General features: G+C 39.2%; 23 protein-coding genes and 1 pseudogene. 13 read left to right on the top strand and 11 right to left on the bottom strand.

From position 1 onward, the window contains the following. Window positions 1-58: 58 nt before the first annotated feature. Complete coding sequence (locus tag P9B04_RS18975) at window positions 59-739, top strand: alpha/beta hydrolase (RefSeq protein ID WP_342056538.1); 681 nt, start codon at window positions 59-61, stop codon at window positions 737-739. A gap of 15 nt (window positions 740-754) precedes the next feature. Continuing rightward, window positions 755-1,750: a fatty acid desaturase family protein gene (locus tag P9B04_RS18970; protein WP_342056537.1), complete on the top strand. Its 996-nt coding sequence runs from the start codon at window positions 755-757 to the stop codon at window positions 1,748-1,750. Window positions 1,751-1,755: 5 nt separating this feature from the next. On the opposite strand, the gene P9B04_RS18965 is transcribed toward P9B04_RS18970, so the two are convergent. The 5 genes from P9B04_RS18965 to P9B04_RS18945 form a co-directional block, all read right to left on the bottom strand. Beyond that, the gene (locus tag P9B04_RS18965) at window positions 1,756-3,411 is read right to left on the bottom strand and encodes an ABC transporter substrate-binding protein (RefSeq protein ID WP_342056536.1); all 1,656 of its coding nucleotides are present in this window, start codon (window positions 3,409-3,411) and stop codon (window positions 1,756-1,758) included. Window positions 3,412-3,480: 69 nt separating this feature from the next. Continuing rightward, window positions 3,481-3,642 carry a hypothetical protein gene (locus P9B04_RS18960; RefSeq protein WP_342056535.1) on the bottom strand — a complete coding sequence of 54 codons (162 nt, stop codon included), beginning with the start codon at window positions 3,640-3,642 and terminating at the stop codon, window positions 3,481-3,483. A gap of 273 nt (window positions 3,643-3,915) precedes the next feature. Continuing rightward, on the bottom strand, window positions 3,916-4,773 hold the full coding sequence (locus P9B04_RS18955; RefSeq protein WP_342056534.1) for an enoyl-CoA hydratase/isomerase family protein: 858 nt from the start codon (window positions 4,771-4,773) through the stop codon (window positions 3,916-3,918). 201 nt (window positions 4,774-4,974) lie between these two features. Continuing rightward, window positions 4,975-5,961: a zinc-dependent alcohol dehydrogenase family protein gene (locus P9B04_RS18950; RefSeq protein ID WP_342056533.1), complete on the bottom strand. Its 987-nt coding sequence runs from the start codon at window positions 5,959-5,961 to the stop codon at window positions 4,975-4,977. Window positions 5,962-6,109: 148 nt separating this feature from the next. After that, window positions 6,110-6,985, bottom strand: a complete 876-nt coding sequence (locus tag P9B04_RS18945; RefSeq protein WP_342056532.1) for a DUF4437 domain-containing protein — start codon at window positions 6,983-6,985, stop codon at window positions 6,110-6,112. A 121-nt stretch (window positions 6,986-7,106) separates the two neighbouring features. Between P9B04_RS18945 and P9B04_RS18940 the strand changes: the two genes are divergently transcribed. From P9B04_RS18940 to P9B04_RS18900, 9 genes are all read left to right on the top strand, one after another. Then, window positions 7,107-8,000: a LysR family transcriptional regulator gene (locus P9B04_RS18940; RefSeq protein ID WP_342056531.1), complete on the top strand. Its 894-nt coding sequence runs from the start codon at window positions 7,107-7,109 to the stop codon at window positions 7,998-8,000. A 341-nt stretch (window positions 8,001-8,341) separates the two neighbouring features. Continuing rightward, complete coding sequence (locus tag P9B04_RS18935) at window positions 8,342-10,528, top strand: methyl-accepting chemotaxis protein (RefSeq protein ID WP_342056530.1); 2,187 nt, start codon at window positions 8,342-8,344, stop codon at window positions 10,526-10,528. Between the two features lie 365 nt (window positions 10,529-10,893). Beyond that, window positions 10,894-11,838, top strand: a complete 945-nt coding sequence (gene era / locus P9B04_RS18930) for a GTPase Era (protein ID WP_342056529.1) — start codon at window positions 10,894-10,896, stop codon at window positions 11,836-11,838. 96 nt (window positions 11,839-11,934) lie between these two features. Further along, a complete protein-coding gene (locus tag P9B04_RS18925) occupies window positions 11,935-15,213 on the top strand; it encodes a hybrid sensor histidine kinase/response regulator (protein ID WP_342056528.1) in 3,279 nt (1,092 codons plus the stop codon). A gap of 212 nt (window positions 15,214-15,425) precedes the next feature. Next, on the top strand, window positions 15,426-15,794 hold the full coding sequence (gene psbU / locus P9B04_RS18920) for a photosystem II complex extrinsic protein PsbU (protein ID WP_342056527.1): 369 nt from the start codon (window positions 15,426-15,428) through the stop codon (window positions 15,792-15,794). Window positions 15,795-16,009: 215 nt separating this feature from the next. After that, window positions 16,010-16,744, top strand: a complete 735-nt coding sequence (locus P9B04_RS18915) for a nucleotidyltransferase family protein (RefSeq protein WP_342056526.1) — start codon at window positions 16,010-16,012, stop codon at window positions 16,742-16,744. After that, on the top strand, window positions 16,738-17,718 hold the full coding sequence (locus tag P9B04_RS18910; RefSeq protein ID WP_342056525.1) for a GHMP family kinase ATP-binding protein: 981 nt from the start codon (window positions 16,738-16,740) through the stop codon (window positions 17,716-17,718). Before P9B04_RS18915 ends, P9B04_RS18910 begins: the two co-directional genes overlap by 7 nt. Window positions 17,719-17,744: 26 nt before the next feature. Next, window positions 17,745-19,067 carry a recombinase family protein gene (locus P9B04_RS18905; RefSeq protein WP_342056524.1) on the top strand — a complete coding sequence of 441 codons (1,323 nt, stop codon included), beginning with the start codon at window positions 17,745-17,747 and terminating at the stop codon, window positions 19,065-19,067. A 198-nt stretch (window positions 19,068-19,265) separates the two neighbouring features. After that, complete coding sequence (locus P9B04_RS18900; protein ID WP_342056523.1) at window positions 19,266-19,745, top strand: hypothetical protein; 480 nt, start codon at window positions 19,266-19,268, stop codon at window positions 19,743-19,745. 116 nt (window positions 19,746-19,861) lie between these two features. On the opposite strand, the gene P9B04_RS18895 is transcribed toward P9B04_RS18900, so the two are convergent. Then, window positions 19,862-20,266 carry an NIL domain-containing protein gene (locus tag P9B04_RS18895; protein ID WP_342056522.1) on the bottom strand — a complete coding sequence of 135 codons (405 nt, stop codon included), beginning with the start codon at window positions 20,264-20,266 and terminating at the stop codon, window positions 19,862-19,864. A gap of 98 nt (window positions 20,267-20,364) precedes the next feature. Here P9B04_RS18895 and P9B04_RS18890 point away from each other — a divergent pair, with 98 nt between their 5' ends. Then, on the top strand, window positions 20,365-20,916 hold the full coding sequence (locus tag P9B04_RS18890) for a thioredoxin family protein (protein WP_342056521.1): 552 nt from the start codon (window positions 20,365-20,367) through the stop codon (window positions 20,914-20,916). Between the two features lie 179 nt (window positions 20,917-21,095). On the opposite strand, the pseudogene P9B04_RS18885 reads toward P9B04_RS18890, so the two are convergent. The 3 genes and pseudogenes from P9B04_RS18885 to P9B04_RS18875 all read right to left on the bottom strand — a co-directional run. Next, window positions 21,096-21,344, bottom strand: a pseudogene (locus tag P9B04_RS18885) (hypothetical protein); the annotation flags it as partial. Window positions 21,345-21,447: 103 nt separating this feature from the next. Next, a complete protein-coding gene (gene rppA, locus P9B04_RS18880; protein ID WP_342056520.1) occupies window positions 21,448-22,119 on the bottom strand; it encodes a two-component system response regulator RppA in 672 nt (223 codons plus the stop codon). A 292-nt stretch (window positions 22,120-22,411) separates the two neighbouring features. Then, window positions 22,412-22,876 (bottom strand): single-stranded DNA-binding protein, encoded by a 465-nt coding sequence (locus tag P9B04_RS18875; protein ID WP_342056519.1) that lies wholly within the window; start codon window positions 22,874-22,876, stop codon window positions 22,412-22,414. A 141-nt stretch (window positions 22,877-23,017) separates the two neighbouring features. Between P9B04_RS18875 and P9B04_RS18870 the strand changes: the two genes are divergently transcribed. Next, window positions 23,018-23,293, top strand: coding sequence for a hypothetical protein (locus tag P9B04_RS18870; protein WP_342056518.1), 276 nt, complete (start codon window positions 23,018-23,020; stop codon window positions 23,291-23,293). 272 nt (window positions 23,294-23,565) lie between these two features. On the opposite strand, the gene coaBC is transcribed toward P9B04_RS18870, so the two are convergent. After that, the gene (gene coaBC, locus P9B04_RS18865) at window positions 23,566-24,774 is read right to left on the bottom strand and encodes a bifunctional phosphopantothenoylcysteine decarboxylase/phosphopantothenate--cysteine ligase CoaBC (protein ID WP_342056517.1); all 1,209 of its coding nucleotides are present in this window, start codon (window positions 24,772-24,774) and stop codon (window positions 23,566-23,568) included. Between the two features lie 2 nt (window positions 24,775-24,776). Beyond that, window positions 24,777-24,989 carry a protein IsiD gene (isiD, locus tag P9B04_RS18860; RefSeq protein ID WP_342056516.1) on the bottom strand — a complete coding sequence of 71 codons (213 nt, stop codon included), beginning with the start codon at window positions 24,987-24,989 and terminating at the stop codon, window positions 24,777-24,779. Window positions 24,990-25,439 lie beyond the last annotated feature (450 nt).

Genomic DNA, 25,439 nt, shown 5'->3' with positions numbered 1-25,439 from the left:
GTTTGGCCTAAGTTTTCGCAGCGAGTGACCCCTGGCTTTTTGAGAAGATACGCTCAATATGTGTTTATTTTCTTGGCCTTCTGATGGATCTTTTGTATTGAGCGATCGCAATGGTACTAACCCTATCGCTTACCGCAACGATCGCTTGGATGCGGCTGCCTCCGGGGCAGCGTTTGCTCGTTCTTTTTTGAAAGTAGCTGATTTCATCAACGGACTCGACACTCGATGTCAACAAAAACTTCATCTCATCGCCCATAGTATGGGTAATTATGTCCTACGCAATACTTTACAAGAAATAAAGAATCAGGTCAGTGGTCGCTTACCAAGACTATTTGATCAAATTTTGATGATGGCGGCGGATGAAGACGACGATGCTTTCGATTTTCAAGATAAGTTATCCGATTTACCCCGCATAACTCGTCGTACTAGCGTCTATTTTAACCGAGAGGATGTCGCTTTATGGGCCAGCGATCGTCTTAAAGGAAATCCCCCTCGCTTGGGTTCAGATGGACCCCTTAAACCTCGAGAACTACCCCGCAATGTCTATCCTATCGACTGTACTAAAGTAATCTCCCGTTTTGCAGACCCTTCTGAACATGGCTATTATATTAAAGTCCCTCGTGTGGTTACTGATATGCGTTTCGTCTTACAAGATAAATCCCCTGACGACATACCTGGACGTAAATATATTGCTCAAAGCAATCGCTATCGATTATTAGAAGACGTAAGATCAAGTTAATTGAGGAGGGTTTCTATGAGAAAAAACAAAACTGTTGTTTCTTGTTTAACCGATGATTTAAGAAAGGCAATTTTACCTTTTACTAAAATTAATCCTTGGGTGGGATTATGCCGTTTTTTCTTATTGGGAACCCTATTGTTAAGCTTAGTTATTTCTGCTTGGATAACCGATACTGTGTGGTTGTTTTGTTTAGGAAGTTTCTTAGCAGGATTTGTATATTTTTTGTTGTTAATTTGTATCCATGATGCGGCTCATTACACCCTTACCCGATGGAAGTGGTTTGATGAAATTGCACCCCGTTTAGTTTCTTATCCCATGTTATGGCCTTATGGAGTTTATCAAGAATTACACTTTCTTCATCACTGTTGGAATGGTTTAGATTTACGAGATCCCGAACGAACAGAATGGACTGAATATGAATACGAAAACGCTTCCCGATGGATGCAATGGTACGTTAGACATCAATGGTGGATTGATATCTTTATTGTTGGAGGAATTGGTTTAATTATTAAAACTTTTGTTCGAGGAGTAAAATTGAGGCAATATAGACCTCGTTTACTGTGGAAATTGAAGATTGATTTTTTCTTGATAATAGTTATTCAGAGCATTTTTTTAGCGGTCGCTTTTTATTTTGATGTGATGACCCGTTATCTTTTATTTTGGCTGATTGTTGAACGAACTGTCGGCTTTTTTATGCAAATCAGAGAACATCTCGAACACGATCAAATGTGGATACAAAAAGATAACCATCAACTTACTCAATTGTACGCTGCTCGAAATATTTTAGTCCCTAATTGGGTTCAATGGTTAATGGGGGGATTACCTTATCATGGTGTTCATCATGCTTTTCCCAATATTCCCTTTTATTATTTACCCGAAGCACTCGAAAAGATTGAATTAGTTTTAAAAAAATACCATTATCCTCCAATAAAAAAGAATAATGGTTATGTGCGTACAGTTTGGCAATTAAGTCAGCACTATTCTCTTATTTCAAAAGAAAAAACAGTTTAGTTTTCCTATTGACGATTAATCATCCAAAAAGGAAAAGTTTGGCTTGGATTAATTGTTACTCCCTGAATATTAGTTTGTGCAAAAGCGTATTCTTTAGTTTGCCAAAGGGGAACATAGGGGACATCTTCAGCTAATATTTCTTGAATCCTAGCAAAAATTTCTTGTCTTTTTTGCCCATCTGATTCTTGTCTTTGTTGGGCAATTAATTGATTTACTTCCTCGTTGTAATAAAACGATCCTTGACTTTGGGAACCCCCTTCCGTACAGCCTTCTTCTGGTGAACCTTTGGCACAATCAAGAAATGGATAGATATAGTTATCAGCATCCAAAAAGTCAGGATACCAACTAGACAAAGTGGATTGATATAACCCTTGACTCAAGTTTTTAAAGAAAGCAGCGGAGGCAATACTATTAGGAGCAAATTCTAACATTCCGCCTAAGTCTCTTTGGGCTAAACTCTTGAGAACAGCCGCTACTTGACTGGAATTAACAGAACCAGAAGAATGCCAGATTTCTACAATAGCGGGGTCATCAGCAGAAAAACCAGCATCTTGTAGAAGCTTTTTCGCTGCTTCTTTATCGTTGTCCCCATAAAGTTCTTGAAACACCGGTTGAGAAACATCAAAAGCCATCGGAATCATACTGTAAAGGGGTTCCCCTTGCCCTTTAAGGATGCGTTCATTGAGAAGTTGACGATCTATTACAGAGGCGATCGCTTGTCGAACAGGTTTTTGTTTAATAAAGTCTGTCTGCACATTCAACGCCATAAATGCAATAGCGGTTCCCGGGTTTTCGATCACTTGACCATTTCCTGATTCTGCCTCCTTCTGTAATTGTAGGACTTGTTCGGGGGTTAAAGACTGATAAGCTACATCCACTGCTTGAGTGCGAAAAGCGTTGAAAAGGTTAGCTTGGTTGCTAGGGTAAATTTGTAGATCAATACCTTTATTTGCGGGGGTTTCTCCCCAATAATTCTCGAAAACATCTAATTGCACCGAGTCAGTACTAAAATTGTTCAGTTTATAACGACCGGTTCCTATTAAATTATCAGGCATGAATTTACCGTCTCCTACTTCATAAGCTTGAGGAGACACTGCACAAGCCCCAGGAAAGGCGAGAAGGGCAGGGAAAGCGGAAAAAGGTTCTTTCAGGGTGATGGTTAACTCATACTCCCCTGTAGCTTCTAAGGTGTCGATGGTATCAGCCAATAAAAAGGATGGTTTACCTCCATTGTTGATAAACCTCTCCAAAGAAAACGCCATGGCCTCCGCATTAAAGGGGGTGTCGTCGTGGAAAGTTACCCCTTCTCTTATGGGAATGGTGTAGGTTAGACCATCTTCACTGATAGTTGGCATTTCTGTGGCCAGTTGGGGTGTTAAGGTGGTAGTTCCCAGTTCGTAGGTGTAGAGGGTATCACTGAGATTGTAGATGATCGTTAGTCCTGACATTTCGTAACTATCTGCCGGATCGATGGTACGAGGTTGGGCCGTGGTTCCTATGGTAATGCGATCGCCTGCTGTTGTTGCAGTGGGAGAAGGGGTTGTATTTGTTTGAGGTTGTTGGTTACAAGCAACTGTTAAGAGGAAACAGAGGCTAAAAAGAGTAATAAATTTTGTTACTTGGCGTAGTCGCTTCCAAGGCCAAAACCCGTTTATGATCATAATCTAGTGTTCTCAGGTGAATGCTATTTTTTGCTGACTGATAATTGGGTCAGAAGGTTTCTTTTGCATCTATTTATTATTATTCAACCATTGACGAAACTCCCGAATTAGGGCATTATCTCCTATTTGTCCACGTTTTTTTAGTAACGTTAAAATTACTGATGTAGATAAAATAGGTAAAACTTGAGAATAGTTTTCTTCTTGATAATCGCCGTATTTTAAATAATTCATAAAGAAAATTACGTCGAAAAAAAGCTTTAAATAAACGTGCATCAATCAATACCAAACTAATTAAAAACAATCGATAAAAATAAATTTAATTAACTTTAAACAAGGAAGCTTTTTTATTATTATTTAAGTGAAATTAAGGGAAGTATCCCAACAATAAATACCATCAATTTCAGTAAACATAATTCCGATATGGCTGGATTTTAACTTCGTTAAAATGTTGGGATATTCTCTGTTTTTTGCCCTACAACTTCTGTCTTCGAGAGCAAAAGGAGATCATTGTTCCTCTTGATTGATATCCTGAATCTTGACAAGCATATCTGGCCAAGTGCGTTGATTGTCCATATCAAACTGGGCACCCTTTTCATCTGCCCATTTAAAGCGTTTAACGGCTGGCGTTTGACTTGTTGCCTGATACAACCAATAAGCTTCTGCACGTAATGCGTCTTCAATAGGTAGATCTATTGACTCATAGACAGATTGTTTAGTGGCATTAATAGACTCAGATGGCCATAGTGCAATGCGTTTTGCCAAAGCATCAACAAATGCTCCGATTTTATCAGGATCTAATGCTCGGTTAATCGTACCATAAGCCTCTGCTTGATCAGCATCAAAGTCCTCTGCGCCCAAAACAATCTCAAGGGCGCGACCAAGCCCCACCTGTCTAGCCATACGTGATGCACCACCACCACAAGGCAATATTCCCATCCCTACTTCCATTTGCATAAATTTGGCCTTCCCCCGTGCGGCAAAACGCATATCGCAAGCAAGAGCAAACTCATGCCCACCACCACGGGCAAAGCCTTCAATCTTTGCGATAGTGGCCTGAGGCAGTTTGCTGATACGTTCTAGCACAACCTGCAAATCTAGTAGTTTTACCTCTTCACGAGAAACGGCGATCGCAGACATATCCTTAAGAAAATTCGTATCAGCATGGGCCACAAAAATCTCAGGATGGGCGGATTGAAACACAACCACCTTGATATTTCGGTCAGTTTCGAGCTTTTGAGCCAATATATTTAAGTCAGCGAGCATCGCCAAGCCTTGAATATTGACGGGGGGATAGTCGAAGGTAACCCATGCGATCGCATTTTCAGTCTTGACGTTGAAAGTGGTGAAATTGTCGTAGTTCATTTTGTATCTCCTAATTTGTTTCAATGTGGCGTTTGATTTATCTCATAGCAGTTTTCATTTGCATAGATTAAAAAGTTTCTAGCTTTGAGGCAGGAGGCAGGAGGCAGAAGTTAGATTCTGAGATTCGCCACTCAATTGAAAATCGCTATCAGAGGACTCTTGGTTTAGTTCTCAATTCATTTGTCTCAGCAGTTTCAGGCATCAGTTTTCAATGACTACCTTGCCTATGGCTTGTCGGCTTTCCAAACGAGCATATGCCTGTTCGGCTTGTTCAAGGGAATACTGTTGTTCATCAAGTACAGGCCTAAGTCCACCTGAGTCTACAATCTGAGTTAAGCTACGAAGGATTTCCCCATGTTGTTCTCTTTTGAAATTGTGTAGCATCGGAATGAGCATAAACACGACATGCAATGACAACCCTTTGAAGTGAGCTAACGTCAAATCAAGCTCACACATCGAAACGGTTGATGCAACTTGACCATTGAGTGCGGCTGCTTCAAATGAATTAATCATGTTTGCACCACCAACAGAATCGAAAACTAAATCAAAACCTTTCCCCTCTGTGTATTTGGAAACGTAGTGTTCAACCGATTCTGTTTTGTAGTTGATCCCAATTGCACCCAGTTGTTTAATTAGGTCTAACTGTTTATCACCGCCACCCGTCGAATAGACATCGGCACCAAAGTGTTTTGCTAGTTGTAAAGCGACATGACCAACGCCACCGGAACCGCCATGCACAAGAACTTTCTGTCCTTGCTTGATACCCGCACGAGTTAGTCCTTCGTAAGCCGTAATAGCAACCAGGGGCAAGGCAGCGGCTTCACGCATCGACAAGTTTTTTGGTTTATGGGCCATCAAGTTGGCATCTGCTACTATGTAGTCAGCCAACGTACCCGGCAAATCTGCTAATCCGCCCGCACAGCCATAAACTTCGTCGCCAATTGAATAGGCTGACACACCTTCACTAACAGCCTCCACTGTACCAGCAAAATCCATGCCCAGAATTGCTGGCGTATTGGGCGAGAGTGCTAACGCCTTGCCCATCTTACGAATCATTGTATCCACCGTGTTTACGCTCGATGCAACGATCTTCACCAGGACATGACCCACTTTAACTTGAGGTTTCTCAATTTCTGCAGGTTCAAACTTTGCGTCTTCTCCATAAGATTTTATGAGCATTGCTTTCATTTTTTAGTCTCCAATTAATTATTGTTTGGTTTGGAATGCTGGGAAACACGGCAATTTCTACACCATAAGCAAGTGGCAAAGATAGTATTTGGGGATTTCACATCAGTGGCTCAAATTAATAGCTTGAAACCATTGATTAGTGATGTCTTTACCTTGGCAAAACATCGAACGTACCCTTCCCACGGACGTAAATAATGCACTCCTCTCCCGTTTGGCAGAAAGCCTGATGAACCGTCTCTCCTGATGAACCGAAATAGCTACCAGGCTTCAAAGTCTTAAGATTTTTCTCATTCAGTAGATAATGATTGAGTTGCCCTTGGATCAAAACAGCACGGAATGTCGAGCCGTGGCTATGAATTTCTCCACTAAACCCATCAGGTAACTTGACGAAGGTTCCATTTAACTGATCATCTTGTGGGTTACCCCAAAGGAAGGCTACTTTAGGACCATCAGCAGACCCTGTTACTTCAGTTTGATCGATCCAAGCGATATTTGATGCATCCAGCCAAACAAGGTTTGATTTATCAACGTTAACAGGCCTTTCGCCATTATCAAATGCTTTCTCACTAGGAAGGACAAGATATGGCCCTTCCTCAATTTCGATGTATGCCAGATTGCTGTTATCATCAGCAGAGGTAATATGCACCTCTCCAGCAGGCTGCGTCCAGAAAGAACCTGCCGGCAACCACATATTTTCCGCACCTGGATCATCGTTATGAATGAGACCACTAATGACTACACCACGGTAGGTGACATTATGAATATGAGGTGGGGATGAGAAACCATTCACAAACTGAACCAGGAAGCCTGACGGACCAGAGTCCGTGCGATCGCCCCAAAGTGTAGCTGCTTTAGGGCTTTGGTCTCCACGAGCTGGGTTGAGTGGCCCCCACTCAACTTCAGATGCTTGGACGACTTCGGCTTTGGTGTTCAGCTTGATAGTTTGAGATGAAGCCTGCATGCGAACCAGTGTGGTTATCAAGAGTGCAAGGGCAAGTATTAAAAAAGTTTTAATGTTCTTCATTTTACTAGTCGATGCTGCTTGTCAATATCTTTTATATGGAAGCAATAATTGTATATTAATCATTCGGATTAAAAAGATAAATGGCCTTGAAGCGAAATGATAATTCGGATATTTTTGATAAATGGATATTCTATCGCTCCGCTTATTGATCAGAATTGCAGAACTGGGTGGTGTCACAGCGGCAGCGCATGACCTATCAATTTCGCCGGCAAGTGCCAGTGCGCGCTTAGTTAAACTCGAAGAAATTTTAGGATTTCGCTTATTCAACAGAACAACCAGGGCAGTTTTACTGACAACGGATGGAGAGCTGTTTTTACCATACGCTCAACAAACCTTAGAGACATTAGAAACAGGTTTTAGCGCAGTTAGGGGACAAAGTTCGGACGTTCAAGGGTTGCTAAGAATGACCATGCCAGGCTCTTTCGGCCGAATGTATATCATCCCTATTCTGGCCAAATTTCAGTCTCGCTATCCACAAGTCAAGCTTGACTTACGACTATCTGATGAAGTTCTTGATGTTGTCGAAGGAGCTTATGACCTAATTATACGAAATGCAAGCTTAGCAGATAGTGGATTAATTGTACGTAAACTAGCTACTGATAGGAGGCTACTGGTAGCCTCTCCAGCCTATCTTAAACAATATGGTGTTCCCACTACACCAGACGATCTCGTTGACCATCGATGTGTCACACTGGGAGAAAAAAAATGGAAATTTGAAAACGGACAAATCATTAGAGTTTCCTTCTCAAACACCGTTAACGATGGCGAGGCAATGCGAACAATGCTTGAACACGGAATGGGTATTGGGATGAAATCCCTTTGGAATGCTAACGAAAGCCTAAAGTCTGGGCTTCTTGTTGAAGTACTACCAGGATTTCCACTGATCACTGAAGCATCTATCTGGCTCCTTTATCCAAGTCGTCGGATTATTGCACCAAGAGTTCGTGTAATGATTGACTTTCTAATAGAACAGTTTCAGCCAATTCCACCCTGGGGTCATTATATTGAATTATGATAAATTGTTGATAGAAAAATTAATTCAAAGAAAAGTAAAAAAATATTAAAAAATATGAAGATAAACAAATAAAAATTAAGGAAGAAAGTGAGATAAAATGGTTCTGTTGCAAAAACTTCCAAAAAGTACAAAAAAACTATGCTTTTCTAACCTTTAAGCATCAATTTTAAACAGGGACTCAATAAATTTTTTTTGAGACATACAATCCCCTTTACTAACATTTTTAACGTTGAACCTATCAAGCGCATCTGGAGAGGAGATCATAGACAAGTTATTCTCTATCAAGTTAAACGGATAATCCATAAACCTTAACTTTTTCGATATTAGGACTTTAATTAACCATGACTCAATCATCTGTAGAAAGTAATTCAGAATCTATTGTTACTAACCGTACGACCGATTTAAAACCAGAACAGCTTCCTCAATGGCAACAATCCCTTAATATTCCTTTCCTGCAAAGTTTACAGTTCCGTCTTCCTCTATTGGTTTTACTTGGAGTGATCCCCCCGATTTTAATCGGCATTAACTACGGCAGTTCTCGCGCTAGTAAAATCATTGAAAGTAATGCCAAAGAAAAACTCGCTAACCAAACTCAAGCATTAACAGAAAACGTTGCTCGCTGGAAAACGATGAACGTTTTAGCATTAGAAAATTTGAGTCGATTACCTAGCATTGTTAGTTTAGACGCTAGACAACAGCGACCACTGCTAGAAGAATTTGTCAAATCTTATGACCATCTCTACTTAGCTAGTACCATAGGACTTGATGGGATCAATATTGCTCGGAATGATAACAAACCCCCCAAAGACTATAGCTCACGGCATTATTTTAAAGCAGCTAAAGCTGGGAATGAGATTACTTGGCAATCTCTGATCAGCAAAACTAATCAAAAACCAGCAGCTTGTTTTTCCACACCCATTCGTCAAGAACAAATAGTGACAGCAGTTCTTCAAGCCTGTAGTAGCCTAGATGCAATTGTTCAAAAAGTGGGTGGCGTTAAAATAGGTAAGACTGGTTACGCAATAGTTGTGGATGAAACTGGTAAATTAGTGGCTCATCCTAACCCAGGATTAATCACAGGTGATAGCTTGACCGATTTTAGTAATCATCCTCCTGTTAAAGCTCTCTTAGAGGGCAAACAAGGTCATTTTGATTTTGTCGACCAAGAAGGCATCTCATGGATTACTTATAGTGCCTCCTTAGAAAATGGTTGGGGAGTGATTATGGTTCAACAAAAAGCTGAAGCTTTGCTACAAAAGCGACAATTTGAACAAATTGCTTGGACGATTGCTCTAGTCGTTCTGAGTTTAGTAGGATTGATTATTTTTGTGGTGGCTAATCGCATAGTTAATCCTATTATTGGTCTTACTAAAGCCTCTACCGCTTTTAGTGATGGTCATTTGCAACAAAAGATAGAAATCAATCGTAATGATGAGATTGGTGTTTTAGCCGATTCTTTTAATACAATGGCGCAACAGTTACAAGACTCTATCAATAATTTAGAAAAAAAAGCAAATCAGGAACTGCAAGAAAAGAAAAAACTAGAACAAGAAATCGCTCAACTACTAGGGGATGTGGGGGGTGCAATGGAAGGGGATCTTACTGTACGCGCAAACTTAAACTCGGTGGAAATGAGTACTGTATCTGACTTATTTAACGCCATTATCGATAACCTCAAAGACACTGCTATTCAGGTAAAAAGCTCCACCACTCAAGTTAGTTCATCCTTAGAAGAAAACGAAAAATCAATCCAAACCCTAGCCCAACAAGCTATCGAAGAAGCAGAAGCTACCCGTAAAACCTTGGGATCGGTGCAAGAAATGTCCCAATCCATCGAAGCCGTTGCCGATAACGCCAACCAAGCAGCCACCCTAGTAGACGATACCTACAACGTAACTCAAGAAGGGGCAAAAGCTATGGATGACACCGTAGATAGTATTTTTCAGTTACGGACAACCGTAGGGGAAACCGCCAAGAAAATGAAGCGGTTAGGGGAGTCGTCGCAAAAGATTTCTCAGGTAGTGTCTTTAATCGAAGAAATTGCCCTCAAAACCAACTTATTAGCCATTAACGCCAGTGTAGAAGCCCGTCGTGCCGGTCAACAAGGGGAAGGTTTCATGATCGTAGCAGAACAAGTGGGATCTTTAGCAGAACAGTCAGCCTTAGCCACCAAAGAAATTACTAACATCGTCGAGGCTATTCAAGCAGAAACCAAGGAAGTAAGCCAGGCCATGGAATTAGGCACATCTCAAGTGGTGGACAGTACACACCTTGTTAAAGCTACAAAACAAAGGCTAAAGAGTGTTCTAGAGAGTTCTCAAACTATCAACGATTTAATGCAATCTATCTCCCAAGCAACGGTTTCCCAAACTGATACCTCCCGTATGGTAACGGAACTGATGCAACAATTTACCCAACAGTCCCAACAACGGTCTACTGCTTCTCAAACTGTTGCCCAGTCGATGCAAGAAACCGCCCAAGTTGCCCAAAGATTAGAAGCCGCCGTTGAACAATTCAAAGTTAGTTAAGTGATTCCCTCTAATTGCTTTTTAACTGATTGTTTAAGTAGGTTTTGTAGTGCAGGAATTTATTTTTTTAGATTAAATACTTTAGGTATAGATTGCCATTGGTGACTAATATTTTGATGATGATTAATTTGATTATTTAGACAAGAAAATCTAATTTTTTCTCCTGCTTTAATCGAAAAATTCCCTCCATAGGGGTTAAAGTATTTGGTATATAAGAAAAACAAGTATAGTTAATTAAAATAAGATTGAGACAAAAAAAGAGTATAATTAAAAATAGTTTAATATATTTTTAATTTACTAAAAAATATAGTTTACTTGCGCTTATTATTGTTAGAATTAAGGTGCCTAAGTCAAAATAATTGCTAATGAACGATAATCTAAACCTAAGTAATCTATCAACCATTCCCATTGCACCAGAAGGTTTTAAATCTGGTTTTGTCGGTATAATTGGTCGTCCAAATGTGGGAAAATCAACCCTGATGAATCAATTAATCGGACAAAAAATAGCCATTACATCCCCTGTTTCCCAAACCACCCGTAACCGACTGCGAGGGATTTTAACCACGGAAAAAGCCCAGATTATTTTTGTAGATACCCCAGGAATCCATAAACCTCATCACATTCTAGGAAAAATTATTGTTAAAAATGCCAAAACTGCTATTAATTCTGTTGACATTATTTTATTAGTACTAGATAGTTCCGTCAAATCAGGAGGAGGCGATCGCTACATCATTGATCTACTAAAAACAGTTAATCAACCTATCGTTTTAGGACTTAATAAAAGCGATCAACAACCAGAAAGCTATCCAGAAATTGACGAAACTTATTTGAGTTTAATTGAAGAGTATGACTGGCCAGTGCTGAAATTTTCTGCCCTCACAGGAGAGGGTTTAGAAACCTTACAAAATAGCTTAATTGAGCGATTAGATTCCGGTCCTTATTACTATCCACCAGAGCTTATTACCGACCAACCCGAAAGGTTCATTATGGGAGAACTGATCAGAGAACAAATATTACAATTAACTCGTCAAGAAATTCCCCATTCCGTTGCCATTGCGATCGAAAAAGTAGAAGAAACCCCCAAAATAACCAAAATTTTTGCAGCTATTAATGTTGAAAGAAACTCTCAAAAAGGTATTATTATTGGGCAAAAAGGAACAATGCTAAAAGCGATCGGTACTGCTGCCAGAGAACAAATTCAAAAACTAATTGCAGGAGAAGTCTACTTAAAACTATTTGTCAAAGTCGAACCTCAATGGAGACAGTCTAACCTACGTTTAGCAGAATTTGGCTATCGAGTCGAAGAATAATCTTTTCTAGAAGATTCTCAGAAACTATAATTTTTTTCAAAATACTGGGTACTCTAGAGCCGAGAGGCACTAATCCCAAGCTGATAGGACCCAGTCATGAACAGTCGTTACTCTAACTCAGATCAATTTACCGAAGAACTTTTTGATGAAGATATTACCCAACTCTTTGACGACTTGGGACAGGACTCAGATTTACTAGAACCCGAAGAAGACTTAGACGAATTAGCAGATTTATTTGAACAAGATTTATCAGCAACTTCATTCGATGAAGAAGATGATTCGATGGAAAGTTCAACCTTATCATCTTTGCCCTCGGATGAAATGATTAGCGAGCTTTTTGATAATGACATAGTTTGGGAAGACGAGCAAGATTCTGAGAATAACAAGTCAGAAGAAGAACTGGTTGATTTATTAGAGGATGCCTCACAATTATGGGAAACAGAACAAAAAAACAACGATGAATTTTTTGACGATTTAACCTCTGCGTTTGACGAATTCGCTGAAGACGATGAGATCGAAGAGTTGCAGGAACTTTTGGGGACAAAGAAGGTTGATCAGAAAACCCTTGCGGTCATTTCCTCTGTTTATCCTCCCCTAGAAACCCTAGACAAAGTTCTTGCACAACCAGCAACCGAAGAGGTTTTAGATGCAGCTACTATTGCAGAGTTAACCGCTTTGATAGCAGCCCCGGCTAACAGTGAAGAGAAACCTCTCACCTCACCAACCTCTCCCACTGCATCTGGGGTTCCCACCGTTGCTCAAGAAGAGGACTTGGACTTAGAGGATGCTCTGAAAAACATTGACAAAGACCTCGAAGTCATGCTGGAGGAAGCCGATCGCATGGGAGGTTCCCCCACCATTGCCCCATCTCCAGGAAAACGCTTCACAGGAACCTCTGCAACCCGCGCTACCAAGACGAAAGCCTTTGAGCAAACTATGCGGGTTCCCATCAAACAACTGGACAACCTCAGTAACTTAATCGGGGAATTAGTAGTTAAACGCAATAGTTTAGAACAAGATCAAGACAGACTTAGACAATTTTTAGATAACCTGCTCAATCAAGTCCATAACCTCAGCGATGTGGGGGGACGAATGCAAGACTTATACGAACGAACCCTACTCGAAGGTGCTTTATTAGCCAGTCGCAGTCCCAACCGCAGTGGACAGCCAAGTATATTAGGGCTAAATCATAACAATAAAGATAATGAGGTTAACCCAAATAATGAAGGAGAAGATAAAGATTTAGATGCCTTAGAAATGGATCGTTTCACCGGTTTCCATTTACTCTCCCAAGAAATGATCGAATTGATTGTCAGGGTAAGAGAATCAGCCTCTGACATTCAATTTTTGGTAGATGAAACCGAACAAGTGGCCCGTAATTTGCGACAAGTGACCACCCAGTTACAAGAAGGGATGACCAAATCTCGTATGATTCCCTTCGCCAACACCGCCGATCGCTTACCCCGTGCCATCCGAGAAATTTCTACAAAATTACAAAAACAAGCCAAACTGTTAGTAGAAGGTCGAGATGTTCTCATCGATAAGATGATCCTAGAGCAACTTTACGATCCTATGACCCATCTGGTCAATAATGCTATTACTCACGGTATTGAAGAACCTTCCCAGAGAAGAAAACAAGGCAAACCCACAGAAGGACAAATACACTTACAAGCTTTTCTGCAAGGAAACCAAACCGTAATCACCGTTGCTGATGATGGGGGTGGTATCGATGCAGAACGAGTCAAACGAAAAGCGATCGAAAAAGGTTTAATTACTCCTGAAGAAGCTGGTCTTCTCTCGGAAACAGAGATTTATGACTTTCTCTTCCATCCAGGTTTTAGCACCCGTGATCAAGCCGACGATTTTGCCGGTCGTGGTGTGGGTTTAGATGTGGTTCGCACCAGTTTACGGGACATCAGGGGGTCTGTAAATATCGATTCTACCCGTGGGAAAGGAACCACTTTCACCATTCGTTTACCCTTAACCCTCAGTATTAGTAAAGCCCTCTGTTGCATCAGTCATCGCGCCCGTATTGCCTTTCCGATGGATGGGGTAGAAGATATGAAAGATTATCTACCCAGAGATTTAATGGAAGATGAAACCGGACAACGGTTTGTGATTTGGAATAGTCAACGTCTGCCAGTTTATGATCTTAAAGGCCTCTTATCTTATAATCGCCAGTTAGGTCGAAGTAGTGTGTATGGTGGTAAACACGAAGAAGATACCGTATCTTTGGTTCTTCTCAGGGGTGCAGGCAGTTTATTAGCCATACAAGTGGATCAGGTCATTGGAGAACAAGAAATTGTTATCAAACAAATAGAAGGACCTATTCCTAAGCCGGCTGGTATTGCAGGGGCGACGGTACTAGGGGATGGAACGATTATGCCTATCGGGGATGTTCTAGAACTGATCGCCATTGCTCAAGGAAGATTACGCACTGATAGCGGCAATGGTCTCTGGCAGAACAAGGGTAAGGCTTTTGACACCTTGACAGGGGACAATGCTGAACCAACCGTTTTAATCGTAGATGATTCTATTACGGTACGGGAGCTATTATCTTTGAGCTTTAGTAAGTCAGGATATCGAGTGGAACAGGCTCGCGATGGTCAAGAAGCTTGGGAAAAACTGCGTTCAGGGTTACCTTGCGATCTGGTCTTCTGTGACATTGAAATGCCCCGTATGAATGGATTAGAATTTCTTTCTAACCTACAGAAAGAACCTGACCTTTGCAGTCTACCGGTAGCCTTGTTAACCTCCCGTGGAGCAGATCGCCATCGCAAAGTAGCCGCCAAACTAGGAGCAACTGCTTACTTTACCAAGCCTTGTCCAGATCAAACCCTCCTCGAAGCAGCAGAACGGATGTTGATGGGAGAAATTTTATTAGCCGGTAGCACCAAAAAACCGATGCCAAAACCATCCGCCAAGTCTGATTCTGAGGAGAATTCAGACAATGGTCAATCTCCCTCTGATAGCAATTTAGTGTTAATTATCGATGATTCGGTAATGGTTCGAGAAATGCTATCCATGAGCTTTACGAAAGCTGGATACGAGGTAGAGCAGGCTAGAGATGGTCAAGAAGCTTGGGAAAAATTACGGGGAGGTTTGTCCTGTGCGTTGATTCTCTGTGATATCGAAATGCCGAGAATGACTGGTTTAGAGCTATTGTCCCGTCTGCAAGAAGACAAGAGACTTTCTGCTATCCCCATTGCCATGATTACCTCCCGGGGCGCACAGAAGATGCAGCGTATTGCAGCTGAGAGAGGGGCTAAGGGCTATTTTGTCAAGCCTTATATTGAGGAAGTGCTATTAGACGCAGCTAAACGCTTAATGGCTGGAGAGGTTTTATTAGAAGTCAACAGTTTGATTGAACAGTAGGGACACAAATTAGGTTATCATAGTTCCTGAAGCAGCTTAAGACTTTCTGAAATTTTTTCCCACGATGAAGGATCTTTGTTTCGATGGTGTGCATAAAGTACATTTGGCATGATACAACGTTTTTAAATCTTATCTGCTACTAGAGAGCTATTTCCAGTCGAAGTGTTCTATTTTCGTAGGGAACGATACACATTTTTAGGAGAATCATTGTCATGAAAACCCTTGTTCGTCTTTTCGCTATCTTGATGGTACTCATAAGTTCCGTTGGGTTCGTTGGTTCTGCAGTTGCGGCTGAACTGAACACAGTTGATGCTAAGTTAACCACAGAATACGGTCAAAAAATTGACTTAAATAACGAAGATGTACGGGGTTTCCGTCAACTTCGTGGGTTCTACCCCAACTTGGCTTCTAAAATCATCAAGAATGCCCCTTATGATACCGTAGAGGAAGTTTTAGACATTCCCGGAATCAGTGCAACACAAAAGCAACGTTTAGAAGATAATTTAGAGAAGTTTGTGGTAACACCTCCTGCTAATGAATTAATTGAAGGTGGCGATCGCATTAATCCCGGACTTTACTAAACTAAATCTAATACTCAATATTTTTACGGTTAACCCACTGATTCAAAAAGTGGGTTTTTTGTTGTGCATAACTTGAAAGAAAAACGGGTGGTTCCCTGAGTTCGGAGTTAGGTTATCCTAGTACAAAGAAAAGTGATGAAACAACAAGGAAAGATGCTATTGTTTAGTTACTTTTGCTGTAAGTTATCACCAAGCTTAAACCTTTGAAAATATCTATGAATAACATTGTAGCTGTAATCCTAGCAGGAGGATATGGAACCAGAGTTAAACATCTCCTTCCTAATATTCCTAAACCGATGGCTTCTGTTGTGAATAAACCTTTTTTGGAATGGATAATTTGCTATCTTAAACAACAAGGAATTACTCAACAAATCATTTCAACTGGTCATTTAGGAGAGGTAGTCGAGGAACATTTTAAAACACATCTAGTCAAAGGAGTAAACATCTATTGTTGTCGTGAAAATGAACCATTAGGAACGGGAGGAGGTTTTGTTAATGCAGTGCAGCAAGTTAATTTATCTCCCAAAGCATGGTTAGTAATGAATGGCGACTCTCTGATTGTAGCTGACTTTCAGCAACTAGAAAATTATTTAGATGATCAAGATGTTGGGTGTGTCATTTTAGGAGTGCGGGTTGATGATGCTTCCCGTTACGGTTCATTGGTATTTGATGATTCAAATACTCTTTTAAACTTTGCTGAAAAAAAAGCAGGAAAAGGTGTTATTAATGGAGGGGTTTATTTATTTCGCCACGAAATTTTAGCAGAGTTTCCCTCACAGTCAAATTTAAGTTTTGAATACGATATTTTTCCTACTTTACTACAAAAAAACATCAAAATCAAAGTACATTCTATTGAGGCACCATTCTTAGATATTGGCACTCCAGAAACCTTGCCTAAGGCAGAAACATTTATTAGAGAAAACTTTATCAACTTATTAGAATTATGTTAATTTCACGCGCCCCAGTTAGAATCAGTTTTTTTGGAGGTGGAACAGACTATCCAGAATATTTTTTGCAACACGGAGGGGCTGTTTTAGCAACAGCAATTGATAAGTTTTCTTATGTTACTGCTAGTCCGTTTCCCAGTCACTTATTTGACTACCTAATTCGAGTTTCTTATCGTAAAGTTGAACTGGTTAAAACTGTTAACGATATAGAACATAAAGTGTATAAAGAATGTTTAAAATTTTGCGGTTTAGATAAAGATATTGAACTACATAATGTAGCCGACTTGCCAGCATTTACTGGTTTAGGTTCATCTTCTGCTTTTACTGTATCGGTATTACAAGCGTTACATAGTTTTAAAGGTGAATTTGTAAAACCCATAGATTTAGCTTACGAAGCTATTTATGTTGAACGTCATCTAGTTAATGATCGAGTTGGATGTCAAGATCAATTAATGTCAGCGATGGGAGGTTTTAACTTAGTTGAATTTAGAACAGAAGAAGATATTATTGTTAACAGAGTCCCTATTTCTCCACAAAGATTAGCAGAATTTGAGTCCCATATTTTTATTGTTTTCACAGGAATAAAAAGAAGAGCTGCTAAGGTTGTTGAAAAGCAACTAAAACGAGTTGCTGATAACACAGAAACCCTTAAACAAATGAGAAAAATGGTGGATCAAGGTTGGGACATATTAACCAGTAATCAATCTTTATCCGCTTTCGGTGAATTATTAGATAAAGCTTGGGTAGCGAAAAGAAGCTTAGATACAGTCATTTCTAATCCTGAAATCGATACGATGTATCAATTAGGACAAGAAGCAGGAGCTTGGGGTGGTAAATTATTAGGTGCTGGTGCAGGGGGTTTTATGTTATTTTTTGCACCTCCAGAAGTCCATCCTAAACTAGCACAAGTTTTTATTAATCATCAGGTACTTTCTATTAAGATTAATGCCCCAGGTTCACAAATTATTTTTTCTTAGGTTCATTAAAAATACAATATTTTGGTATGATAGTTTTTGCCTATTTTTATGACGAACCTTTATTGAAGTCAGATTTTAAAACCACTATCGAAAATTTAAAAGTAGAAAAAATTTATTATGATGTAGGAGCTAGAAACGAATTTAAAAAACTGTTTATAAACTGCGAGATATTAGCACCAGATTATTTATTGATTCGTCAATTAGAAGAGTTAGGGGATACACCCGAAACCGTCATCAACAATTATCAAAAATTAACTGAGTTAGGCATAAAAATTGTTATTTTAAATGATCATAAACTAGATAACTTAAATGACCTAGAATGTTTAAAAAATACAGTAGATATTGACATTAAAGATCCTCAGTTATTAGAAAATATAAGAAATAATCACAAATATTTATCCCTTAAGAAAGGACAAGCTTTAAGACGGACTAAATTTTTACCACCTCCAGGAAAAGCACCTTATGGGTATCGTAGGGGAAAAGAATCTTATCTTATAGATCGAAGTACCGCACCTATTATTAAAGACTTTTTTGAGCAGTTTTTATTATTTGGTTCTTTAAGAGGTGCTGTGAATTATCTAGCTAAAAAATATGGTAAAAAGATATCTGTTTCCACAGCAAGTCGTTGGCTAAAAAATCCCGTTTATCGAGGAGACTTAAAATACAAAAATGAGGAAATTATCTCTAATACCCATTTACCAATTATTTCACGAGATGAAGCAGCACAAATTAATCGACTATTAGGGAGAAACCGAAAATTATCCTCAAAAACAGCCAGCGCAAAACATTCTTTGACAGCTTTAGTTAGTTGCCAAAAATGCCATAATTCAATGATAATTAATCAGGTAACCCAAAGAAGCAAAAAAAAAGAATATCTCTACATTCGACCTCAAAAATGTCCCTTAAATCCTCAGTGTAAAGCTATATCTTACCAAGAAGTTTTAGATAAAACTATTGAGTACATTTGTGATAACTTTCCTAATCAAGTCAAAGATTTTGAGCCAAAGAAAATAGAAGTATATAAAAATAATATCCAAACTAAAATAGAAGAAAAAAATAATATAATAAGCCAATTACCCTCTTTAGTTGAATCAGATATTCTCGATGAACAAACTGCACAACTGAGACGTTATAATCTGAATATAGAAATTAGTCAACTAAGTTCCCAACTTGAACAACTTCCCCCAGAAAATTTAAAAAACATTGCCGAAGCTGTCTCATTACCCAGATTTTGGCAAGATTTATCAGAAGCAGAAAGAAGGTTCTATTTTCGAGAATTTATACGTCAAATTTATATCGAACAAATTTCAAAAGTAGAATGGAATTTGGAGATTACTTTTATTATTTAATTACTTGTATCATTACTTAAGTATATTCTGAAAAACTCAACTATTTTTGAACATCCCTTGTTTTGTTCTCAAAATTTTCTTGAAGTAACTATCTATCGATTTATATCTAAAATAAAATCGTAATCATTCAAATAACCAGGTTTATAATTCTCTTGTTTATTCAACTTTGCCTACTTTTGATATACTATAAGTATGATAATGTCACCTCAATTTTCACGAGAAGAAATAGAACACATCTCTGAGATATTTTATTTACTAAATTTCTTTTCTCAGACACAGCTAGAACAATGGAGTCAAGTCCCTGAAAGTTTTCCGCCAATTTGGGTAGAAACTGGTTGCATTCATTGCAATGTTGATAATTCAATTCGTTTTTTTACTTATGTCTTTATTGGACGTATTGACTTAATCCCTTTATTTTCTGTTCTAAACAAAAAAACAAAAAATATTCTTCATGACGAAATTAAGGTACTCTTAGATTATTGGATGACAGAATTTTATGATTTTATTTTTCTAAAAAGAGAAGAATTAGAGCTTAGTGATATTGATAAAATATGGTTGATTTTAAGTAGACTCTGTAAAATTGCTTTAAGTTACGAAGATTGGAAAAGATATCCAATTAATGAGTTATCCTTTGAATATTTTCTAGCAAAGTACACTCATCCTTATGATCCCATCTAATACCAAATCCGCTCTTGTTCACCTCTTTTAAAATTGATAGCTTAAAACTTAAAAATCCTTCTGTATCTTGCCTGAAAGCTAGAAAATTCTAATCTATGCACAAATAAAAGCTGCTATTAAAAAGTAGTAGAAATAGCTTGCACCGGACAAGTAGGAATACACTGCTCACAAACAACACAACGAGATCGCCTAAAAGTTAACTTAAAAGTCTCTGGATCAAGCACTAAAGCTTCCGTGGGACACACTCCGGTACATAACCCACAGTCAACACATTGTTCCTCATTAATACTAATTTCACGACTAGCTAAAGAAACCCCTATTTCTTGGGACTGCATCCAATCAATAGCCGCCTCGATCGCATCAATATCTCCCAACAATTCTAAGACTAACTTTCCTACTTGATTGGGTGCAACTTGAGCGCGAATAATATTAGAAGCAATGTTAAAATCTCTGGCCAAACGATAGGTTAATGGCATTTGTATAGTACGCTTGGGAAAAGTAAGGGTAACTCGTTTTTTCATAATTAAATATAACTTTAGAAATTGATAACAGCTTTAAAAAGAGATGAAATATTATAAAATATATAAGAGGTTAAAAAAATTTTCGTTTAATAACTTATATGGCTGAAATTGTTAACGCTAATCGTATCAGAAATACACTCATCGCTTTTGCCGCTATTGCTCTGAGTATAGCGATATTCTTTGGCTTTCAAACCCAAACCGGTTCCGTTTCTCTGGAAAGCCAAGCTAAAGAATCAACCCCCATAGAAGTAGCTGTCGCCAACGGCAAACCCACCCTAACTGAATTTTACGCCGATTGGTGTACCAGTTGCCAAGCAATGGCTCCAGAATTAGCTCAATTGAAGCAAAAATACGGTGATTCCGTCAACTTTGTCATGTTAAATGTGGACAATAATAAGTGGCTACCGGAAATTTTGCGTTATCGTGTGGATGGTATCCCTCACTTTGTCTTTATCGACGATTTAGGTAAAGCGATCGCCCAAGCGATCGGAGAACAACCCCCTTCAATCATGGAGGCAAACATAGAGGCACTAATTGATCATCAACCCCTACCTTACGCCGCTTCTACAGGACAAACCTCGGACTTGAAAGACACTAATAACCCCGTTAGTGATCCCCGCAGTCATAGTTCCCAGGCTAAACCTGGATAGGTTCAAGATAAAAGGGAACAGTGACCGGTTATCAGTTATCAGTTACCAGTCACTGTTGCAGGTTTCTCCTTAAGTAAAGTCAAAAAGATGGTTATCGCTTTCAGACAGCATCTATGTGTTATGTGTACCGTTCTAGTTTTGATTTAGTTAACAACGCCGTCCGATAAACCCTATACTGTGCTATTTGTTGGAACTAGCATAGAATCCGAGGAGCGAATAATCATTTCTCCTTCTTGTAGAGCTTGACGCAACTGACGACCGGTTTTCCAAGCACGAACTTTATTTATATTCCAACGAGGATTGATGGGATAACCTACGAACCCTGATCTAAGAGCAGCATGGTTGTCTAAAGGGATAGTAGTACGAAGTAATATGTCTTTGCTTAAGTCTACTACTGTGGTGGCAACGCTTGTATTTCTGGCTTTCATCTTCTTCTCTCCTTATCTTCTTTGGTACTACAATTCTGCAGGTTGTCTCCATTTTATGACAAAATATTAACTTTGCCTACATTTTTCTTAAAATTTTTTATCATTAGTCTCCAAAACGATATCCTTTGCCATATACTGTGTGAATCAAGGGCCCTTCTTCTTCTATTTTCCGTCTTAACAAACGAATCAAAGCCGCCAACACATTGCTACTGGGTTTATCAGATTCTTCCCACAAGCACTGATGTATCTGTTCATGGGTTAGGAGTTGCTGAGGATGCTGCATGAAGTAGGATAATAGCTTCACCTCCTTATCAGAGAGATTGAACATTCTTCCTTGACGATAAGCTACTTGATTGTCTTGATCAAGCTCTAAATCTCCCACCATTAAGCGACTTGTTGCAACGGTTTCTAGGGCAGGGGAACGACGTAACAATGCTCTTACCCTAGCCATTAATTCTCTTAACTCAAAAGGCTTAACGAGATAATCATCTGCACCTGCGTCTAACCCCATTACCCTATCATCAAGGGTGTCTTTTGCGGTAAGGAATAAGACTGGGGTGTTTTTTCCCTGCGATCGCAATTCTCGGCAGATAGACAGTCCGGGTTTACCAGGCAACATCCAGTCTAAGATTAACAAATCGTAGGCATTTTCCACAGCTAACTGATAACCTTTCTCTCCGTCATCGGCTATATCTACGTCATAACCTTCGTGACACAAAACATGATACAAGGGTTCCGTTAATTCCGCTTCATCGTCCACTAAAAGTATTTTCATGGTTACTATTTATATGTAGGGGATTAAGATAACTACACCCCTACAAAATTTGTTTATGTAAGACTGATATCTTGCGCTAGTATAAAAGAACTTAAATGAGTCAGCAGTCAGCAGTCAGCAGTTAGCAGTTCCTCACTCCGTTCCGGCGCTATCGCACAGCGTTCAGCATTCGTTTAATCTTACTCACAGTAGATGATAGGGATTGATATGTTTCAGCTGATGGCTGATAGCTGAACCCTTACAAACTAGCCAGTTTTATCGAAGGTGCAAGATGTGAGTAAGAGATATTTTATTAGAAGGGAATAGGATCATCAGCTTCATTGGTTGATGCAGAGGACATTTCTTTTGATCCACCAATATCGTAATCATCTTCATTGTAATTGTTATCCATTTTTTGAGATGATTTAGCTGTATCAAAAGAAACGACATTGTCCAAAGAAGAAGAGGAAGTTACCCCATCCAAAGGATAAAAGCGAGAGATCACTAATTCTGCTCGTTTTTCTTTGAAACCTTCCTTCCGTTCAAAAGTATTCATAGATAAACGCCCTTCCAAAATTAAGCGATCGCCTTCTGTGCAAGTTTCTTTCATCTGCGTTGCTAAACCACCCCATCCCACCACTTTTAAAGTAGAAGGGGGATCTTCGCTTCGTCTCCCCTCGAATTCTACTAACATTTGCGCAACTTCTGTCTGGTTATCTGAGGTATAGCGTAATTCAGGATTACTAATAACTTTCGCCATCAACACGCAAGTATTCATTTATTTAATTTCCAAGATCAACGGTATCACTATTTTATCATTCCCTACTCTTCCCTGTTCCTGGTAGCGTGGATGCACCTTCCCCACACTCCTCATTTTGAATCATAATAAGAAAGAAAGTCTTAACCATAAGGAGCCTTGATGATTAGTATTGATTTAGCTTTAAAATATACCCCTCTTCCTATTTCTGTGCAACGCAAAGAAGTTGAGGATGCACAGAAACTCTACGAGCAGATTGTTAATGCCATGAAATCAGGTACTGCCGAGTTAATTGAGTTAACTTGTGAGAAACAAACAGAAAAAAAAGTAGCTGTAATGAGCGATCAGATCAGTGCGGTTATTCTGTCTCAGAAAGATGGTGGTGCAGCTGCAGGGAGAGTTCCTGGTTTCTTTTCTATGGTTGAAGCAGAGAAATAAGTACCTGGAAAAAATAAACTTTACTCTGAAGTAAGCAGGGGAGTTGGGAGTTGGGAGCAGGGAGAGGTGTGATCCAAGGCGAGGTTTCCTCGCCATTGGAAAGCGCACCTTAAGGGATCACAGCATTTGTCCGACTACTTACTAATATTAATTCTGACTACTGACTCCTGACTACTGACTCCTGACTACTGACTCCTGACTACTGACTCCTGACTACTGACTCCTGACTCCTGACTACTGACTCCTGACTACTGACTCCTAACTCCTAACTCCTAAGCAACAATAAAATCTAATAATTGATGACTTAGTTCTAATTTGGAACAAGAATCTACTATTTTTTGTTTTCCTTGATTATCGATTAAAATAGCTTGATTCGTATTAGTACCAAAACCTGCTCCTTTTTTATCGATAGGGTTAGTAACAATAATATCCAAATTTTTTCGTTTTAATTTATCTAAAGCAGGGTTGACAATATCTCCTGTTTGTGCTGCAAAACCAATTAAAATTTGATGGGGTTTTTTTGCGTTTCCTAACTTACTGAGAATATCAACAACAGTCTCTAATTTTAAGTTAGTGGGTAGTTCTTTTTTCGGTAATTTATAGTTAGCATAATCAGAGGGTTTAACATCAGCTACCGCAGCAGACATAATAATAATATCAGACTGTTCTGAATGGGTCATTACTGCCGCTTTCATTTCCTCAGCAGTAACAACAGGTATTATTTTATAATCAGGGGATATGGGTAATAATTCCGAAGCGATCGCACCATGAATAAAAGTAACCATCCCACCACGATCGCTAGCTGCTTGAGCTAACGCTAACCCCATTTTTCCAGTGGAAGGATTACCTAGAAATCTCACTGGATCAAGATGTTCTCTTGTACCTCCTCCAGTGATTAAAATGCGTTTCCCTTTCAAGTCTCGTTTTCCTTGGGTGTAAGCTAAAGAATTAAGTTTGTTAATAATTTCTTTCGGTTCAGCCATTCTCCCCGAGCCGATGCGATCGCAAGCTAATAAGCCTGAACCCGGACCAACGCCATGATAACGAGGATCTGTCTTTAATTTTTCCCAGTTACGTTGAATTATGGGTTGCTCCCACATTTCCGTATTCATAGCAGGAGCGAGTAAAATGGGACAACGGGAGGCTAAAACCGTATTAGTTAGTAAGTTATCTGCTAAACCATGAGCCAACTTACCCAACGTATTTGCAGTTAAAGGTGCAATGAGGAATAAATCAGCCTCTTCTCCTAAAGCAATATGTAGGGGACGGGAATGGGTTGCTTGCCAAAAATCTTTATCTGTATATGCCTGATGGCGACTGAGGGTAGCAACCGTTAAAGGTTTGATGAAGCGTTGAGCAGTTTCGGTGAGAATGACGCGAACTTCTGCACCAGACTGAAACAAAGAAGAAACAACCTCACAGACTTTATAAGCAGCAATACCGCCGCCAACGCCTATGAGGATTGATTTAGACTTGAGCATAATTATGCTTCATCATAAGCTTCGATATCGAGCAAATGTAGGTAAGGTTCTGCCAGATCCTGGCGTTGGAAAGCGATCGCACGTAATGTATGCCAATCTTTGAGAGCTTCAAAGGGGTTAGCATAATCATCTTGTTCGAGTCGTCTTGCCAAATCTGCTACATCATGCTCTGTAAACACAGCAATGTCTTGCTCTGTCAAACTTAAGGTAGTCATCCCGCACCTCCTGTGACCTTGCTAATTCTTTTCCCTCTATGATTGTACCCTGATCTTTCCCGAATCTTGTCATTCTTTCCATTAATCTTATTCTTTGTTTTGAGCATTTAGCTATTAGCTTTAACTAAAATTTGATAAAACTAGCGTTCATTTGTATTTATTTAAACTTGGAGATAATCGCTGATTTTTGCAACATAACAAATTCGACTAGGAATATTAGTTACCTAAATTGAAGAAATATTAAGTTTTACACATTAGTAAAAGTGTAAAAATAAAAATCAAAAAGGATTATAAATCATTTTTAACGTGAAAAACAAATAATTGAATAAATTACGGCAAAACTAATAATTTAGCTAAAGATAGTTAAGTTTAACAGAGGTAAGTTTGGAACTTTGCTTGAAGCTTCTCAAAAAGTCTGGGGGGACTCGCCGAAAGTTAGGGGACAAAGAT

Origin of the sequence: Crocosphaera sp. Alani8 (assembly GCF_038442745.1) — a bacterium.
Lineage (GTDB): Bacteria > Cyanobacteriota > Cyanobacteriia > Cyanobacteriales > Microcystaceae > Crocosphaera.
Note: the sequence above shows the minus strand (reverse complement) of the source record. Positions and strands in the feature narration are given on the sequence as shown.

Excerpts from the sequence above, each read along its gene's own strand:
- P9B04_RS18975 (WP_342056538.1), top strand. The coding sequence starts at position 59 with ATGTGTTTATTTTCTTGGCCTTCTGATGGATCTTTTGTATTGAGCGAT.
- P9B04_RS18970 (WP_342056537.1), top strand. The coding sequence starts at position 755 with ATGAGAAAAAACAAAACTGTTGTTTCTTGTTTAACCGATGATTTAAGA.
- P9B04_RS18965 (WP_342056536.1), bottom strand. The coding sequence starts at position 3,411 with ATGATCATAAACGGGTTTTGGCCTTGGAAGCGACTACGCCAAGTAACA.
- P9B04_RS18960 (WP_342056535.1), bottom strand. The coding sequence starts at position 3,642 with ATGAATTATTTAAAATACGGCGATTATCAAGAAGAAAACTATTCTCAA.
- P9B04_RS18955 (WP_342056534.1), bottom strand. The coding sequence starts at position 4,773 with ATGAACTACGACAATTTCACCACTTTCAACGTCAAGACTGAAAATGCG.
- P9B04_RS18950 (WP_342056533.1), bottom strand. The coding sequence starts at position 5,961 with ATGAAAGCAATGCTCATAAAATCTTATGGAGAAGACGCAAAGTTTGAA.
- P9B04_RS18945 (WP_342056532.1), bottom strand. The coding sequence starts at position 6,985 with ATGAAGAACATTAAAACTTTTTTAATACTTGCCCTTGCACTCTTGATA.
- P9B04_RS18940 (WP_342056531.1), top strand. The coding sequence starts at position 7,107 with ATGGATATTCTATCGCTCCGCTTATTGATCAGAATTGCAGAACTGGGT.
- P9B04_RS18935 (WP_342056530.1), top strand. The coding sequence starts at position 8,342 with ATGACTCAATCATCTGTAGAAAGTAATTCAGAATCTATTGTTACTAAC.
- era (WP_342056529.1), top strand. The coding sequence starts at position 10,894 with ATGAACGATAATCTAAACCTAAGTAATCTATCAACCATTCCCATTGCA.
- P9B04_RS18925 (WP_342056528.1), top strand. The coding sequence starts at position 11,935 with ATGAACAGTCGTTACTCTAACTCAGATCAATTTACCGAAGAACTTTTT.
- psbU (WP_342056527.1), top strand. The coding sequence starts at position 15,426 with ATGAAAACCCTTGTTCGTCTTTTCGCTATCTTGATGGTACTCATAAGT.
- P9B04_RS18915 (WP_342056526.1), top strand. The coding sequence starts at position 16,010 with ATGAATAACATTGTAGCTGTAATCCTAGCAGGAGGATATGGAACCAGA.
- P9B04_RS18910 (WP_342056525.1), top strand. The coding sequence starts at position 16,738 with ATGTTAATTTCACGCGCCCCAGTTAGAATCAGTTTTTTTGGAGGTGGA.
- P9B04_RS18905 (WP_342056524.1), top strand. The coding sequence starts at position 17,745 with ATGATAGTTTTTGCCTATTTTTATGACGAACCTTTATTGAAGTCAGAT.
- P9B04_RS18900 (WP_342056523.1), top strand. The coding sequence starts at position 19,266 with ATGTCACCTCAATTTTCACGAGAAGAAATAGAACACATCTCTGAGATA.
- P9B04_RS18895 (WP_342056522.1), bottom strand. The coding sequence starts at position 20,266 with ATGAAAAAACGAGTTACCCTTACTTTTCCCAAGCGTACTATACAAATG.
- P9B04_RS18890 (WP_342056521.1), top strand. The coding sequence starts at position 20,365 with ATGGCTGAAATTGTTAACGCTAATCGTATCAGAAATACACTCATCGCT.
- rppA (WP_342056520.1), bottom strand. The coding sequence starts at position 22,119 with ATGAAAATACTTTTAGTGGACGATGAAGCGGAATTAACGGAACCCTTG.
- P9B04_RS18875 (WP_342056519.1), bottom strand. The coding sequence starts at position 22,876 with ATGAATACTTGCGTGTTGATGGCGAAAGTTATTAGTAATCCTGAATTA.
- P9B04_RS18870 (WP_342056518.1), top strand. The coding sequence starts at position 23,018 with ATGATTAGTATTGATTTAGCTTTAAAATATACCCCTCTTCCTATTTCT.
- coaBC (WP_342056517.1), bottom strand. The coding sequence starts at position 24,774 with ATGCTCAAGTCTAAATCAATCCTCATAGGCGTTGGCGGCGGTATTGCT.
- isiD (WP_342056516.1), bottom strand. The coding sequence starts at position 24,989 with ATGACTACCTTAAGTTTGACAGAGCAAGACATTGCTGTGTTTACAGAG.